This is a genomic window from Amycolatopsis sp. NPDC088138 (genome assembly GCF_044741685.1).
Lineage (GTDB): Bacteria > Actinomycetota > Actinomycetes > Mycobacteriales > Pseudonocardiaceae > Amycolatopsis.
Map to the genome: position 1 here is coordinate 305,104 of NZ_JBIUTB010000008.1, position 15,304 is coordinate 320,407.

At 73.1% G+C, this 15,304-nt stretch carries 14 protein-coding genes; 9 read left to right on the forward strand and 5 right to left on the reverse strand.

Annotated features, from left to right (window positions below):
* Together ACIOD2_RS42175 and ACIOD2_RS42180 are read left to right on the forward strand one after the other, a co-directional pair.
* Positions 1 to 501: a NifU family protein gene (locus tag ACIOD2_RS42175; RefSeq protein WP_400550992.1), complete on the forward strand. Its 501-nt coding sequence runs from the start codon at positions 1 to 3 to the stop codon at positions 499 to 501.
* The gene (locus ACIOD2_RS42180) at positions 498 to 1,133 is read left to right on the forward strand and encodes a DUF5947 family protein (RefSeq protein WP_400550993.1); all 636 of its coding nucleotides are present in this window, start codon (positions 498 to 500) and stop codon (positions 1,131 to 1,133) included. Before ACIOD2_RS42175 ends, ACIOD2_RS42180 begins: the two co-directional genes overlap by 4 nt.
* Here ACIOD2_RS42180 and ACIOD2_RS42185 read toward each other — a convergent pair.
* Genes ACIOD2_RS42185 through ACIOD2_RS42200 form a run of 4 tightly spaced genes read right to left on the reverse strand, consistent with a single transcriptional unit; the run spans position 1,120 to position 5,300 of the window.
* A complete protein-coding gene (locus ACIOD2_RS42185) occupies positions 1,120 to 2,277 on the reverse strand; it encodes an NAD(P)/FAD-dependent oxidoreductase (protein WP_400550994.1) in 1,158 nt (385 codons plus the stop codon). The genes ACIOD2_RS42180 and ACIOD2_RS42185 overlap by 14 nt on opposite strands.
* 52 nt (positions 2,278 to 2,329) lie before the next feature.
* Positions 2,330 to 3,037 carry a glycosyltransferase gene (locus tag ACIOD2_RS42190; RefSeq protein WP_400550995.1) on the reverse strand — a complete coding sequence of 236 codons (708 nt, stop codon included), beginning with the start codon at positions 3,035 to 3,037 and terminating at the stop codon, positions 2,330 to 2,332.
* Positions 3,034 to 4,302 (reverse strand): bifunctional PIG-L family deacetylase/class I SAM-dependent methyltransferase, encoded by a 1,269-nt coding sequence (locus ACIOD2_RS42195; RefSeq protein WP_400550996.1) that lies wholly within the window; start codon positions 4,300 to 4,302, stop codon positions 3,034 to 3,036. Before ACIOD2_RS42195 ends, ACIOD2_RS42190 begins: the two co-directional genes overlap by 4 nt.
* Positions 4,299 to 5,300, reverse strand: a complete 1,002-nt coding sequence (locus ACIOD2_RS42200) for an acyl-CoA dehydrogenase family protein (RefSeq protein ID WP_400550997.1) — start codon at positions 5,298 to 5,300, stop codon at positions 4,299 to 4,301. The genes ACIOD2_RS42195 and ACIOD2_RS42200 overlap by 4 nt, the downstream gene beginning before the upstream one ends.
* Positions 5,301 to 5,367: 67 nt before the next feature.
* Here ACIOD2_RS42200 and ACIOD2_RS42205 point away from each other — a divergent pair, with 67 nt between their 5' ends.
* From ACIOD2_RS42205 to ACIOD2_RS42235, 7 genes are all read left to right on the forward strand, one after another.
* A complete protein-coding gene (locus ACIOD2_RS42205) occupies positions 5,368 to 6,471 on the forward strand; it encodes an aromatic acid exporter family protein (RefSeq protein ID WP_400550998.1) in 1,104 nt (367 codons plus the stop codon).
* 298 nt (positions 6,472 to 6,769) lie between these two features.
* Positions 6,770 to 7,867 carry a substrate-binding domain-containing protein gene (locus tag ACIOD2_RS42210; RefSeq protein WP_400550999.1) on the forward strand — a complete coding sequence of 366 codons (1,098 nt, stop codon included), beginning with the start codon at positions 6,770 to 6,772 and terminating at the stop codon, positions 7,865 to 7,867.
* 61 nt (positions 7,868 to 7,928) lie between these two features.
* Positions 7,929 to 9,215: an ABC transporter substrate-binding protein gene (locus tag ACIOD2_RS42215; RefSeq protein WP_400551000.1), complete on the forward strand. Its 1,287-nt coding sequence runs from the start codon at positions 7,929 to 7,931 to the stop codon at positions 9,213 to 9,215.
* Between the two features lie 614 nt (positions 9,216 to 9,829).
* Positions 9,830 to 10,684 (forward strand): carbohydrate ABC transporter permease, encoded by an 855-nt coding sequence (locus ACIOD2_RS42220; RefSeq protein WP_400551001.1) that lies wholly within the window; start codon positions 9,830 to 9,832, stop codon positions 10,682 to 10,684.
* Positions 10,681 to 11,514 (forward strand): carbohydrate ABC transporter permease, encoded by an 834-nt coding sequence (locus ACIOD2_RS42225; RefSeq protein ID WP_400551002.1) that lies wholly within the window; start codon positions 10,681 to 10,683, stop codon positions 11,512 to 11,514. Before ACIOD2_RS42220 ends, ACIOD2_RS42225 begins: the two co-directional genes overlap by 4 nt.
* Positions 11,511 to 12,476: a hydroxyacid dehydrogenase gene (locus ACIOD2_RS42230; RefSeq protein ID WP_400551003.1), complete on the forward strand. Its 966-nt coding sequence runs from the start codon at positions 11,511 to 11,513 to the stop codon at positions 12,474 to 12,476. The genes ACIOD2_RS42225 and ACIOD2_RS42230 overlap by 4 nt, the downstream gene beginning before the upstream one ends.
* Positions 12,473 to 14,251 carry a DUF2264 domain-containing protein gene (locus ACIOD2_RS42235; RefSeq protein ID WP_400551004.1) on the forward strand — a complete coding sequence of 593 codons (1,779 nt, stop codon included), beginning with the start codon at positions 12,473 to 12,475 and terminating at the stop codon, positions 14,249 to 14,251. The genes ACIOD2_RS42230 and ACIOD2_RS42235 overlap by 4 nt, the downstream gene beginning before the upstream one ends.
* 5 nt (positions 14,252 to 14,256) lie before the next feature.
* Here ACIOD2_RS42235 and ACIOD2_RS42240 read toward each other — a convergent pair whose 3' ends face one another.
* The gene (locus tag ACIOD2_RS42240) at positions 14,257 to 15,258 is read right to left on the reverse strand and encodes a LacI family DNA-binding transcriptional regulator (protein WP_400551005.1); all 1,002 of its coding nucleotides are present in this window, start codon (positions 15,256 to 15,258) and stop codon (positions 14,257 to 14,259) included.
* Positions 15,259 to 15,304: the final 46 nt, after the last annotated feature.

Consider the following 15,304-nt stretch of genomic DNA (forward strand, 5'->3'; position numbering starts at 1 on the left):
ATGACCTCCGTTCGCGCCGTCGGCGACCGCGTCGAGGAACTGCTGGGCGTCCTGCTCGGCGGAGCCGGCCGGGAGCCGGCCGAGGAGCTCGTCCGGCAGCTGATGGACCTCTACGGCGAAGGCCTCGCCCGGGTCGTCGGCGTGCTGCGCGCGCGGGACCCCGCCCTGGTCGACGCGCTCGCCGAAGACGGCCTGCTGTCCGGGCTCCTGGTCTTGCACGACCTGCACCCGCACAACGCGGACGTCCGGATCCGCCACGCGCTGGACCGGCTGGGCAGCGACGCCGAGTTCCTGGGCGTCGACGGCGGCGTGGCCCGGCTGCGGCGCGCGGGCAGTCGTGGTTGTGGCTCTTCGGCCTCCGACGCGCTCCTCGAAACGGCGCTCCTCGACGCCGCCCCGGAGCTGACCGGCGTCGAGATCGCCGAGCCCGCGGCACTCTTCCAGATCGGCATGGGCCCGCCGCCCGGCTGGGGGGCCGCCACCGAGGGGCGGGCTTCATGAGCTCCCGAACCGGTTTCCCGCACCGCGGGGACCGGCCCCGCCCGGTGCCGGCGCAGCGTTCGGCGTGGCTGGAGAAGTGCGAGCTGTGCGGGACGCCGGTCGCGTCGCGGCACGGCCACGTCGTCGACACCGGCCGCCGCGGCCTGCTGTGCGCGTGCCGCGCGTGTTTCCTGCTCTTCACCGAAAGCCGCTGCTGCGACCCCCGGTACCGCGCGGTGCCCGAGCGCTACCTGTGGGACCCGGACCGCCCGGTCACCGGCATCGACTGGGCCGGGCTGGGTATCCCGGCGAGCTTCGCGTTCTTCCTGCGCCGCGGGGCGGGTGTCGCGGCGTTCCACCCGGGGCCGGCCGGTCCCACCGAAAGCCTGCTGACGCTCGACCTCTGGACCGAACTGTCCGACGGCCACCCGCTGCTCGCGGCGGCCGAGCCGGAGGTCGAGGCGATCCTGTTCCACGAAGCCGAGTGCGGCACGGACTGCTTCCTGGTCCCCATCGACGTCTGCTACCGCCTGGTGGGCGCGGTCCGCCGCTACTGGACCGGCCGCGACGGCGGCCCGCGGGTCCGCGAGTACGTCGGCGAGCTGTTCGAGGAGATCCGGGAGCGGGCGGAGCCGCTGGTCACCGGGCCGTGACCGGCTCGCCCTTCCGGATCAGGTCCTCGCCGCGCTCGTAGTCGTCGTCGGCTTCGTGGGTGAGGACGCCGACCGCCGCGCCGTCGCGTTCGTACCAGACCGTGAAGCCGCCGCCGTCATGCTCGACCAGGTGGGCCTGGTCGAAGCCGTCACCCCAGGCGGCGTACTTCAGCACCCGGTCGCCGATCTCGGACCAGAAGCCCGGGACGTCCGCCCAGGCCTCGGACTCGCCCGCGGCGTTGCGCCCGGCGATCGCGCCCATCGCGAGGCCCTCACCCCAGTGCTCGACGGCCAGCGCGCGGCCCGCGGCGGCGTTGTCCGCGAAGGCGACGTCACCGGCCGCGAAGACGTCGTCCGCACTGGTGCGCAGCCGGTCGTCGGCGCGGATCCGGCCCTGCTCGATCTTCAGCCCGGCCTTCTCGGCGAGCTGCACCCGCGGCCGGATGCCGGTGGCGAGCAGGACAAGCCCGGCGTCGAGCACCGGCACGAGGTCGGAGCGGATCCGGTGGCCGGCCTCGATCGACTCGAGCGTCGTGCCGCGCAGCACGCTGACGCCTTCGGCCTTGAGCCACCGCAGGATCCGGATCCCGGCGTCCCGGCCGAGGCGGCCCTCCTGGGGGACGCCCTCCGGGCAGACGACGGTCACCTGCACGCCGAGGCGCGCGAGCGAAACCGCGGCCTCGCAGCCGATGAACCCGGCGCCGACGACGATGGCACTGCGAGCGTCCGCCGCGACCTTCTTCAGCTCACGCGACGACTTCGCCGACCGCAGCACCAGCACGTCGACGTGGTCCGCGCCGGGGATGGCGGGCCGGGCGGGTTCCGCGCCGGTCGCGATCACGCAGCGGGTGAAGGCGTGCTCCAGACCGGCGGCGGTGCGCACACGATGGTCGCCGAGTTCGACAACCGGATCACCCAGGGACACGGCGATGTCCTGCCCGGTGAAGAACTCTTCGCTCTCCATGCCGATGTCGTCGGTCTCGCCGCGCAGGAACTCCTTGGACAACGGCGGCCGCTCGTAGGGCGGATCCGTGTCGGCGGTGAGCAGCCGGACGTCGCCGCGCCCACCGGCCTCGCGATACGCACGGGCGGCCGACACCCCGGCCGCGCCACTTCCGATCACTACCAGGCTTTCGGAGGTCATGCTCTACGCGTACCCGCGCTGGGCCAGGGTAATCGTCGGCCGGCCCGAATGCTCAGGCCACCGGTTCCTCGCGCAACGTGCTGCGCAGCAGCGAGGCCAGCCCGTCCGGAGCGCGGCCGTCCAGACGTGCGCTCGTCCGCACCACCGCCGCCGGCTCCACCCGGCAGCGGAACCCGGCTTCGCCGAGACGTCGCCACAGGTCGTGGTCCTCACCGGTCCGGCAGACGCCGAAGCCGCCGACCGTGTCGAACGCGTCCGCGCGGACGCCGAGGTTGGCGCCGTAGACGTTCACCCCGCCCGAGACCACCGCGTGGTAACGGCGGGCCGCGTGCGGCGAACCGGGGAACGGGCCCGCCAGCTCGGCCGGGCCGGTGACCGCGTGCGCGCCCCGCTCGACGCGGCGCAGGTGCTCGCGCGCCCAGCCCGAGGCGACCCGCGTGTCGGCGTCCGTGTTGAGCAGCAGGATCTCCGACGCCGCGTGCCCGGCCAGCTCGGCCCGCACCGCGTGGACGCCGAGGTCGCGGACCTCGCCGATCGTGCGGGGCCGGTCGGTGACCACGACGCGGCCGGTCGCCCAGTCGCCGAAGACGGAACGGGCGCGGGCGGCGGTGTCGTCCGCGCACCGGTCGGCGACCACGCACACCGCCCGCTCGACCCGCGTGGGCAGCCGCCACAGTGCCTGCCGGAGCGCGCGCAGGCACGGCTCGATCAGGTCCTGCTCGTCCCGGGCCGGGACGACCACGCCGACCGCCGTGATCACCGGCGCCTCAGCACGTGCAGCAGGAACGCTTCGTCCGTGTGGGCCACCACCTGTGCGAACGCCGGGTGTGCGAGCAGCCGTTCGTGCGTCTCGGCGGCGTCGCGGGGCGCCTCCGGGGCCCACGGCCGCCAGTGGAGGGCGACCAGGTCCCCGCCCGGCGCCAACGCCGAGGCCGACGCCTCGATGGTGGCTGTGAGATCGTCGTCGTCCAGGTAGTACAGGAGTTCGCTGTACACCAGCAGATCCACCGGTCCCGCCGGGATCCCGGCCGGAACGGATCCACTGTGGACGTCCACATGGGACAAGTCAGAAACGAGCGATGTGGCCCGGGAGACGGCATCGGGTACCGGGTCGAAGGCGTACAGCCGGTCGCAGCGCGCCGCCAGTTCGCGGGTCAGCAGGCCGAGGCCGCAGCCCGGCTCGACGACGGTGCCGTAGTGCTCCCGCGGCAGGGAAGCGAGCAGCACCGCGCGTTTGCGCCGCTCGTACCAGCCGTCGGCGACGTGCCACGGGTCGTCGTCGGCGGCGTAGAGCTGCGCGAACCGGCTCACCGGCGCCGAACGCGCGGGCGGCTCACGGAAGAACGTCTCGGCCGGCCGGTCGAAGTGCGCGAGGACCTCCGGCGGCAGGATCGGGTCCTCACCCCGCGGGCCGGGCTTGAGCTGGGACGGGAAAGCCGCGACGGCGGCGGCCTTCGCGGCGCGCTCGGCGTCGGTCAGGCGGTAGGACCGCGCCCGCGGCCAGGGGATCCCGGTGTCCGCGGGGGAGTGCCAGTGCCACAGCCAGATCGGGTACGACCAGCGGTGGGCGGACACCGGCGCGGCGGCGAGCGCGGCCCGCCCGGCCGCGCGGTGGTCGGGGTGCGGATCCTGCGGCCACGGCATCAGCACGAGGTCGCACCCGTCGGCGTGCTCGCGCAGCGCGTCGGTCATCGCGTCTTCGTGCTCGGTGAGACCCGAGTCCGGCAGGCCGAGCCAGACTGGTTCGACGTCGGAAAGTCCTTGCTCCCGCAGGGAATCCCGCAGTTCCTGACGCCGGGTGCGGCCCAGCTCGCGGCGTTCGTCCGGGCCCGCGTCGGGGAACGCGGCTTCACCGTCGGTGGCGACCACGAGCGTCACGGCGGTGCCCGCGGCGTGCAGGTGCTGCAGCAGGCCGCTCGCGCCGAGGGTCTCGTCGTCCGGATGGGCGGCGACGACCAGCGCGCGGGTGAACGGGTCGTCCGTCCACTCGGGAAACTCGCGGGTCCACGCCGACTCGGGCGTCACACGCCCTCCCCGGCGTCCAGCACCTGACGGCCCAGCGCGGCGAGGTCGCGTTCGGCGTGGTGCTGGCGGACGTAGACCCCCAGGTCGGCCAGCCGCTGCGCGAACCGGCGGTCGCGGCCCAGCGGGCTCGCGCCGGTCAGCCGGGGCGCGTGGTCGAGGATCTCGCGCACGGCGTGCTCCACGCCGGCGCGGCACGTGCTGGCGACGTGCCACGGGTCGGCGGCCTGCTCGATGGTGCCGGCCGCGTGCAGCAGCAGCGTCTCGGCCGAGCGCAGGGCGGCGTGCATCGCGCCCAGGTGGGCCAGCTGGTGGTCGTCGGCGCGGCCGGTTTCGCGCAGGTACGCCAGGACCCCGTCGAAGACGCCGGCCGCCCCGCCGAGCCAGACGGCGGCCACCCCGCCGCCGCCCAGTGCGAAACCGGGCCGGCCGATGTACCAGTCCGGCGGGCCGATGAGCGAGTCGGCGGAGACCAGGATGCCGTCGAAGACGACGTCGCCGCTGTCGGAGGCGTCCATCCCGACCGCCTGCCAGGTGTCCGGGTGCCGCTGCACACCGGGGTCGGTGAGGTCGACGTCGACCAGCCGGTTGCCCGCCGCGACCAGCGCGCGGTCCAGGAGGGACAGTCCGGAGCAGAACCGCACGGTGCCGCCGAGCCTGCCGTCTTCGAGGACCGCGCCGGTGCCGCCGGACTTCGCCGCCCAGACGCCGTAGAGCGCGCCGGGCACCGGGGTCAGGCCGGCCTCGCCGAGGATCGCGACGGCGTCGGTGTGCCCCTCGGCCAGCCGCGCGAGGGTCAGGTCGATCCGGCCGATGGCGGCCAAAGCAGCCCACCGGCCGACCAGCCCGCCGGTGCCGGGCTGCGGCAGGTCGAGCGCGCCGGCCGCGTACAGCGTGCGCAAGTCACCGCCGATCGAAGCGGTGGACCGGGGCAGCGGCAGCGGCTTCGGCGGAGCGGTTTCCAGCAGACCGTGTGCCGGTCTGGCCTCCCACGTGATCATGCGTCCCGGGTACCCGGATTCCGGGCGATCATGCGTGATCCATCGCCGGTTCGGGTAGTCGCGGCGGGTGGAACAGACGACAACGGCGGCCGGCGACGACATCCTCGGCCAGGGCGTCCGGACGCCGCTGGGCTGGCTGACACGCGCCTTCCGCGTCCCGGGCCGCGAACGCTACGTCCTCGTGCAGGCGGCGAAAGCGACGCTCGCGGCGACCGGGGCGTGGCTGCTGGCGACGGCGGTGCTGCACCTGCCCCAGCCGTTCCTTGCCCCCTACGCCGCGGTCTTCCTCGTGGAGACGACGGTCTACCGGTCGGTGCGCGGCTGGGCGCAGCAGGTCGGCGCGGTCGCCGCCGGCGTCGTCCTGGCCGGCATCGCCGGGCAGCTGATCCCGTGGCCCGCGGTGGCACTGGGGCTGGTGGTGTTCGTCGGCCTGCTGGCCGGGTCGTGGCGGCGGTTCGGCGAATCCGGGATCTGGGTCGGCGTCACGGGCATGCTGCTGATCGCCTACGGGACGCCGACGGTGCTGCTCGGCGACCGGCTCGTCGAGACGGCGCTGGGCGCGGCGATCGGTGCCGCGGTCAACGCGCTGGTGTACCCGCCGCTGTTCGGGCAGCGGATCGCGGCGGCCGCGGGACGGCTGTCCACCGCGATGGCCGCGTTCCTCGACGCCACGGCCGGGCTGGTCCGCGCGGAGGAGCCGCCCGACGACGTCGAGGACTGGCTCGGCGAGGCCCGCGAGCTGCGCAGCCTGGTCACGGCCGCCGCCGACGCCGTCCGGCAGACGCGGGAGGAACGCGTCCTCAACCTGCGACGGCGGCATCCCCGGTCCGGTCACGACCACGACCGCCGGACCGAGACGCTGATCGGGTTGTGGCCGCCGATCGAGCAGCTGGTCGGCGCGATCCGCACGGCTTCGGAGCACGAAGAGACGTTCGTCCTCCCGTGGCCGGACGCGCGGGCCGCGCTCGCCGACCTCATCGAGACCCTCGGTGACGTCGTCCGCGCCGTCGGCACCACCGGGCACCCGGTGGACCTGGACCACGGCCGGGAGCTGCTGGCCGAGCTCGAGCGGCGGCTGGCCGCGCCGGACGACGGCGTCACCGCGGCGCTCGGGCTGGGCGCGATGACCCTCCCGGTCCGGCACCTGCTGGAGCGGCTGGGACGGTGGTGAACCGGCGCGTGCCGCACGTCACCCCGAGGCGCGGGAACACCATGTTTCCCGTTGCGTTGTAACGGGTGTCGGTACGGGTGGGTCCCCGGGCCTCACCCCTTGCCTTCACGGAATTCCGGTCCGCCGGAGCCGTGTCGCGCCACTCGCCGCGAGGCGACCCCCGTACCGGCCTCGAACTCCCGCTTCCGCTCGCAGGCAACCCCCCTCAGCCTCCGCCGGACAGAAGCGGGACCTTTGTCGTTCCAGCCCTGATCGCTATGCTCGGTCAAACGGTCAAACGAGCAGTCAAGGTGGCGTGATGCGGGAGACGGGTGCGGACCGGCGGCAGCGGGTCCTGGCCGTGGTCGAGTCGCGGGGCGAGGTGCGGGTCACCGACCTCGCCGCCGAGCTGGAGGTCTCGGTCATCACGGCCCGCCGGGACGTCGAAGACCTGGCCCGCGCGGGCCGGCTTCGCCGAGGTCACGGCGTCGCGCGGTCGCTGGTGCCGGCCCGGCGGGCACCGGTGCCGGGGGAGCGCGGCACCGGGGTCGTCGCGCTGGTCGTGCCCGAGCGGCACGCCTACCTCAACGAGGTCGTGCACGGCGCCCGCGCCGCGCTGGAGGGGGACGGCACGCGGATCGTGCTGCACCCGGCGCCGCAGGTCGCGGGGGCGGAACGGCCGATCGTGGAGCGCGCGCTCGCCGGCGGCGACGTCCGGGGGCTGCTGATCGCGCCGCGCTGGCGCACCGTCGAGGCCGAAGCCGCGGACGATGGCTGGCTGGCCGAGGTCGAGGTGCCCGTGGTCCTGCTGGAACGGCGTCCCCGGCGGGGAAGTGCTTTGCACGCAAGGGATTCCGTGTACACGGATCACTGGTACGGCATGCACCTCGCGGTGGCGCACCTGGTGGCGCTCGGGCACCGGCGGCTGGTGCTGGCCGCGCGCGACGACAGCCCGACGGCGCGGGCGCTGCGCGCCGCGTTCGCCGAGGTCTGCGCCGCGCGGCCGGAGGTCGAGGACGCGACCGCGGTGCTCAGCGCGCCGGACGCGGGCGCCGACCCGGCCGCCGTCGCCGACGGGCCGCCGCTGGCCGAAGTGGTGCGCGAGCGCGGGACGTCCGGTGTGGTCATGCACGGCGACATCGACGCGCTGATGCTGGTGCGGCAGCTGGCCGAGGCCGGGATCGCCGTGCCGCGGGACTGCTCGGTCGTGGCCTACGACGACGTCGTCGCGGCGCTGGGGAGCCCGCCGCTGACCGCCGTCGCACCGGCCAAGGCCGAGGTGGGCCGGCTCGCGGCCGGGCTGCTGCTCGAACGGCTCGGCGCGGACGCCGGGCCGTCGCGTCAGGTCGCGGTGCTGCCCGAGCTGAAGGTGCGAAGCTCAACCCGATCGTTTGACCGAGTTGACCGGAGATATTGACCGAAAAACGTTCAGGTGATCAGACTGTGGGCGTCCCCGTAACGCACCACAGGAGGCGACGATGCCCGCAAGCCGCCGTGCCGTGCTGGCCGCGAGCCTGGCCCTGCCCCTGGCGGCCGCGTGCTCGGCGCCCGGGGGTTCGGGTGGGCCGGTGCGGCTCACGTTCTGGTCGGCGTTGCGCGGCAGCCAGCAGGTCGTCGACGCGTTCAACCGCACGCAGAACCGCATCCGCGTCGACTTCCAGCAGATCCCGTCCGGCGACCAGGGCGGTTACGCGAAGCTGAGCAACGCCGCCCGCGCGGGCAACGCCCCGGACGTCGCCACGATCGAATACCCGCAGGTGCCCGGTTTCGCGATCGACGGCGTCGCCCGCGACATCACGGACCTGGTGAGCGACCGCCTCCGCGCGAAGCTGCTACCGCAGGCGCTGCGGCTGACGACGTTCAACGGCCGGGTGTTCACGGTTCCCCTCGACGTCGAGCCGATGGTGCTGCACTACCGCTCGGACCTGTTCGGCGGGCCGCTTCCCCGGACGTGGGACGAGTTCGCCGCCGCGGCCCGCCGGATCCGCGACGGCCGCCGCCGGATCGCGCTGTTCCCGACCGACGGCGCCCTGCAGTTCGCCGCGTTCGCCTGGCAGGCCGGCGCGCGCTGGTTCGACACGTCGGCGGGCGCGTGGAACGTCTCGCTCGCCGACGCCGCGACCCAGCGCGTTTCCGCGTACTGGCAGGGCTTGATCGAGGACGGCCTGGTCTTCACGAACGCGTCGCTGGGCCGTCAGAGCGACGCCCAGATCGGGCAGGGCCTGGTGCTGGCCCGGCTGAGCGGCGCGTGGGACGCGGGCGCGCAGATGAAGGCCCGCCCGGGGCAGAAGGGCAAGTGGGCGATCGCGCCGCTGCCGCAGTGGGACCCGGCCCACCCGGCGGTCGGCACCCACGGCGGCTCGACGTTCGCCGTCACCAAGGACTGCGCCCACCCCGAGGCGGCGATGGAGTTCATCGAATGGCAGGTCGCCCACCCGGACGCGCTGCGCGCCCGCCTGTCGAGCGGCACGAGCAGCCAGTACCCGGCGGCGCCGGCCCTGGTCGACGTCGGTCGTCAGGCGTTCGACCGCGCGTACTACGGCGGCCAGGACATCTACGGCTTGTTCGACGAGCAGGCGCGGCTGATCCGCGACGGCTGGGTCTGGGGCCCGCGGATGAGCGCGACCCAGCGAGTCCTGCAGGACGGCTTCGCGCGGGCGGGCGCAGGCCAGGGCACGGTGCTGGACGCGGTCCGCGACGCGCAGCGCGCAACCATGCCGGATCTGGTCGCGCTGGGCCTGTCCACAACCGAGCACACGAGCTGAGGGCCTCCGATGACCACAGGACGTCCGCCCCACACGGCCGACCAACCCCGGCCGATGACCACCCCAACCCGCCCCACGCCCTCCCAGCCAAGCGCAGTCTCCTACCCGAGGCCCGCCGCCGTCCCCCCGAAGTCCGTGAATGGCCCATTAAGGGACTTAGAGTCCCTCAATGGGCCATTCACGGACTTCAGCCGTGGTGGTCAGTGGCGTCGGCCGAGCCCGGCCGACCGGCGGGCGCCGTTGACCACGCTCCTGGATCGCCCCGTGTTTTCGTGTGCGGCGGTCTGCCTCGGCTCGTGCGTCACAACCGACCGGAGGCCACCGATGACCGCCGCCGCGCCCCGCCCCGCACCCTTGCGGCCGACCCCGCCACTCCCGAAGTACGTGAAGGCCACATTGAGGGACTCAGAGTCCCTCAATGTGGCCTTCACGGACCAAAGCTGTCGGGGGAGCCGCCTCGCCGCGGCTGTGTTTCCGCCATGGGGCGTCGGTGAGCGAGCCCCGTTGACCGGAGGGTATTGATGACCGCCACTTTGATCCGCCCGGCCAAGCCGAGCGCGAAGAGCGCGAGTCCGCGTCGGCGCGATCGGGAGCGCTCGGCCGCTGCTGTGCTTATGGCGCCCTTCTTTGTGCTTCTTGTTGCCGTTTTTCTCATTCCCGTCGGGACGGCCGTCTGGCTGAGTTTTTTCGGTGCCGATGAACCCGGGCTCGGGTTCGGGCCCGAGCAGACCGTTTTCGTCGGCCTGCGCAGTTACCTCGCCGTGCTCACCGATCCCACCTTCCTCGGTGGACTCGGCGTCATCGCCCTGTACTGCCTGATCTATCTGCCGCTGCTGGTCGTCGCGTCGCTCGGGCTCGCGCTGTTGCTCGACTCCGCCGCCGCGCGGCTCAAGTCGTTCGCGCGGCTCGGGCTCTTCCTGCCGCACGCCGTGCCCGGGATCATCGCCGCGATCATCTGGCTCTATCTCTACACGCCCGGCCTCAGCCCGGTCGTCGACGTCCTCGGTCGAGCCGGCCTCACCGTCGACTTCCTCGGCTTTCACGCCGTTCTCCCGGCGATCGTGAACATCGCCTTGTGGAGCAACCTCGGTTACAACGTCGTCATCTTCTACGCCGCCCTGCAAGCCGTGCCGCGCGAAGTGCTCGAGGCCGCGGTCGTCGACGGCGCCGGCCCGGTCCGCACCGCGCTGCGGATCAAGACGCCGCTGATCCGCTCGAGCGTCGTGATGGTCGTGCTGTTCACGCTCATCTGGTCGCTGCAGCTGTTCACCGAGCCGATGCTGCTCTCGCAGTCCACCCCGGTGATCACCGCGCGCTTCTCGCCGAGCATGTACATCTACGACGCCGCCTTCACCCGCAACAACTACGGCCTCGCCGCGGCCGCGTCCGTCATCCTCCTCGCCTGCACCATCGCCCTGTCCTACGGCGTGACGCGCTGGACCAACCGCACCCGGGAGGTGAACCCGTGAGGCTGCTCAGCCGCACGGCCGTCAACACCGTCGTCGGGATCTCCGTGCTCTACACGCTCCTGCCGGTGCTCTGGCTCGTCCTCGCCGCGGCCAAGAACGGCGACGCGCTCTTCGGCGGCGATCTCCTTTCTCTCAACGGATTTTCACCCCTGGACAACCTCAAAGACCTGTTCGCGATGGACAAAGGGATCTACGGCCGCTGGTACGCCAACAGCCTCTTTTACGCCGTCGTCGGCGGCGCGCTCAGCTCACTGATCAGCATCGCCTGCGGGTACGCCTTCGACAAATACCGCTTCAGGCACAAGGAAAAGCTCTTCGGGCTGGTGCTCGCGGCGGTGATGGTGCCGCAGACCGTGCTCGCGCTGCCGCTGTACCTGATGGCCTCGGGCACCGGGCTGGTCGACACGCCGTGGGCGGTGTTCGTGCCGGTGCTGTTCAACCCCTTCGGCGTCTACCTCGGCCGCGTGTTCAGTCAGGGGTACGTCCCGGACGAGGTCCTGGAGGCCGCCCGCATCGACGGCGCCGGCGAGCTGAAGACGTACTTCCGCGTCGCGCTGAGGATGCTCGGACCCGGCGTGGTCACGGTGTTCCTGTTCCAGCTCACCGCGATCTGGAACAACTTCTTCCTGCCCATGGTCATGCTGTCGAACCAGAAGCTCTACCCGGTCAGCCTCGGCCTCTACACCTGGAACAGCTCGGCCACCGTCTCACCCGAGTACTACCCGGTCGTCATCATGGGCTCGCTCCTGGCCGTCCTCCCGCTGCTGCTGGCTTTTGTTCTCCTGCAACGCTTCTGGCGCTCCGGACTCACCGCGGGAGCCGTCAAGTGATCCGCGCCGCCCTCGCCATGAGCCGGGACGCGGCCCAGGCCGTCCTCGACGACGAAACCCTGGCCAAGCTCCGCGACCTCGTGGACCTCGCCGAAGGGGTGATCGACGACTTCGCGGGCGCCCCGCTGCGGGACGTCGAACTGCTGATCACCGGCTGGGGCTGCCCGCCGCTCGACGCCGCCGCACTCGCCGCCGCCCCGAAGCTGCGGGCGATCGTGCACACCGCCGGGTCGGTCCGCGCGCACGTCACCGACGCCTGCTGGGACCGCGGCATCGAGGTGACGTCGGCCGCCGCGGCCAACGCCGTGCCGGTCGCCGAGTACACCCTCGCCATGATCCTGCTCTCGGGCAAACGCGTGCTCGAACGCGCTCGCGAATACCGGGAAAACCGCACCCGCGATGATTGGCTCCGGGACGTCGGCAACTACCGGCGGACGGTCGGCATCCTGTCCGCGTCGATGATCGGCCGCCGGGTCATCGAGCTGCTGCAGCCCCACGACCTGCGGATACTGGTGCATGATCCGTATGTGGACGACGTGGAGGGAGCCGAGCGGGTGAGCCTGGCCGAGCTGTTCGCCCGCAGCGACGTCGTCAGCGTCCACACGCCCCTGCTGCCCGAGACGCGCGGCCTGGTCAGCCGGCAACTGCTGGCCTCGATGCGCCCGGACGCCGTGCTGATCAACACCGCCCGCGGCGCCGTCCTCGACCAGGACGCCCTGGCCGAGGCCACCGGCGCCGGCCGGCTCCGCGCGATCCTCGACGTCACCGAGCCCGAGGTCCTGCCCCCCGCGCACCCGCTCTGGGACGACCCCCACGTGCTGATCACCCCGCACCTGGCGGGCTCGCAGGGCAACGAGATGGGCCGGCTGGCCGCGCTGGCCGTCGCCGAGGTCGCGCGCTGGGCGGCCGGCGACGGCTTCGCCCACCCCCTGCACCGCGACCGGATGGGACTGATCGCGTGAAGCTGCCACCTGAGGATCGCAGCCTCAGCCCGCACACCGGCTACACGCGCGACCACTGGGTCGCCGCCGCGGACGGCCTCCTCGACGCCGCCTGGCGCTGGGCGAGCCCCCGCAAAGCGCGGCTCGACCTGCCCGGACCCGCGTCGGCCAGCGGCGCCCGCTCGGACGGTCTCGAAGGCTTCGCCCGCACCTTCCTCGCCGCCGCCTTCCGGGTGGCCGGGGGCGGCGACCCGCACAACTGGCTGGAGCGTTACGCCGAAGGCCTCGACGCGGGCACCCGCACCCCGGGCCGCGACGACGCCGAATCGTGGCCGGTGATCCTCGGCCACGACGTCGCCGGGCAGCCGATGGTCGAGTCCGCGTCCGTCGCCCTCGGCCTCCGCCTGACCCGCCCCTGGCTCTGGGACCGACTCGAACCACCAGTCCAGGACCGCGTCGAAGAGTGGCTGCGCGGGGCACTGAACCACCTCCCGGCGCCGAACAACTGGTACCTGTTCCCCTTCACCGTCGCCGGTTTCCTCGACGACGTCGGCCGCGGCGACGCCGAGACCGCGCGGGCCCGCGACCGCGCGCTGGAACTCCTGGAGGGCTGGTACCGCGGCGACGGCTGGTACGCCGACGGCGACGGCCGAGCGTTCGACTACTACAACGGCTGGGCCCTGCACCTCTACCCGGTCCTCGACGCCCACCTGGCCGGTAAACCGACCCACCACGGCGACCGGCTGCGCGAGCACCTGGCGAGCTTGAGACTGTGGTTCGGCAGCGACGGCGCGCCACTCCACTTCGGACGGTCCCTGACCTACCGCTTCGCCGCCGTGTCCGCGATCGGCCTCGGCGCGGTCACCGGTGACACCCCGCTGCGGCCCGGCCTGTCACGTCGGTTGCTCAGCGGCGCGCTCAGGTACTTCCTCGACCGCGGCTCGGTCGACGGCAACGGCCTCCTGAGCCTCGGCTGGCACGGCCCGCACGCGCCGACGACGCAGTTCTACTCCGGCCCGGGCTCGCCGTACTGGGCGTCGAAGGCGTTCGCCTGCCTGCTCGCGCCGGAGGATCATCCACTGTGGACGTCCACAGAGGAGTCGGACGACGCGGACACGGTACGCGCGGAGCCCGCGCCGGGCTTCCTGCTCCAGAAGGCGGACGGCGTCGTCCGCCTGCACAACCACGGCAGCGACCACCTGCGTCCCCACGAAGCCGAGTCGGCCGACGATCCGCATTACAGCCGCTTCGCCTACTCCACCCACACCGGCCCCACGGCGAAGGACAACGCCGCGGACAACCACTTCGCCGTCGTCGTCGGGGGACTGCGCAGCGTCCGCCGCCGGATCCACCCGCTCGGCGCGGGCCAGGGTGACGGCTGGGGCTGGGCCGCCTCCTGGCACCGCCCGATCTTCGGGACGGCGGCCGTCCCGGGCTTGCGCGTCGAGAGCGTCACCGTGGTGCGCGGGCGCGACGAGGTGCGCGTGCACCGGGTGGTCGGCGCCCCACCGGGAGCGACCGCCGAGCAGACCGGCTGGGCCGCGGACTCCCTGCTGAGACCCCTCAGCGGCTGGACCGGGCAGGACGAGGTCCGCGCGCCGCACGGCACCGCGTACACCCCGTGGGTCTCCCTCCCGAGGCTCACCGGCGACCTCGACGGGCAGACCGTCTTCGTCGCCCACGCCGTGCTCGGCACTGACGCCGCAGACCTGGACGTCACTGAGGAAGGGATCCGCTGGCCGGACGGCTTCACGGTCCGGATCGGCTTCGACCCCCTGGAGGTGACCGCGGGATGACGCGCTCAGGCGGACTCGCGGACCACCAGCTCGGTCGGCAGGATCAGCGACGTCGGCTTCTCGCCGTCGATCAGCCGCACCAGCATCCGCGTCATCTCCCGGCCCAGCGCCTCGATCGGCTGGCGGACGGTGGTCAGCGCGGGGTGCGTGTGCTGCGCGGTGACGATGTCGTTGAACCCGACCACCGCGACGTCGTCGGGCACGGAAAGTCCTCGTTCGCGCAGCACCCTCAGCGCCCCGGCCGCCATCGCGTCGGACGCGACGAACACGGCGTCGAGATCCGCGTGCTCGTCGAGCAGCCGCGCCATCCCCTCGACGCCGCTGGCCTCGCTGAAGTCGCCGTGCGCGACGCGGTGGTCGGGCAGCCCGGCCAGCGCGAGGGCCTCCCGGAACCCCAGGTACCGGTTGACGCCGGCGTGCTGGTCGGTCTGGCCGGTGATCGTCGCGATCCGCTGCCGCCCGAGCGAGACCAGGTACTCCACGGCCTGCCGGGCGCCGCCGCGGTTGTCGGCGTCGACGTAGTGCGGGGGAGTGCGGTCGAGCGAGCGTCCACCGTGGACCACCGGCACCTGGCCCTCGTCGGCGATCTTCGACAGCGGGTCGTTCTCCCGCAGGGCCAGCAGCATGACCCCGTCCGCGGCGCGCGACTGCAGGATCCGCGTCAGCCGCGAGCGGCCGCGCTCGGACGCCGCGAGCACCAGCATCAGCTGCAGGTCGGTCTCCTCGATGACGGCGTTGACCCCGGCGATCACCTCGGCGAAGAACTGGTTGGCGAACAGCGCCGGGTCGTCGCTGGAGATGGCCAGCACCACCGCGCCACGGCGCGCCGTGGCCAGCGACCGGGCCGCGGTGTTCGGCACGTACCCGAGCTCTTCGATGGCCCGCTGCACCGCTTCGCGCGACTTCGTGCTGACGTGCGGGGCATTGTTGATCACCCGGGACACGGTGCCGGTGGACACCCCGGCCAGGCGCGCCACTTCCTCGAGCGTCGACGGCCGGTTGCTCATCGTGCTCGCCTCCCCCAAGTTGATCGGACAATCAGCTTAACAAGAC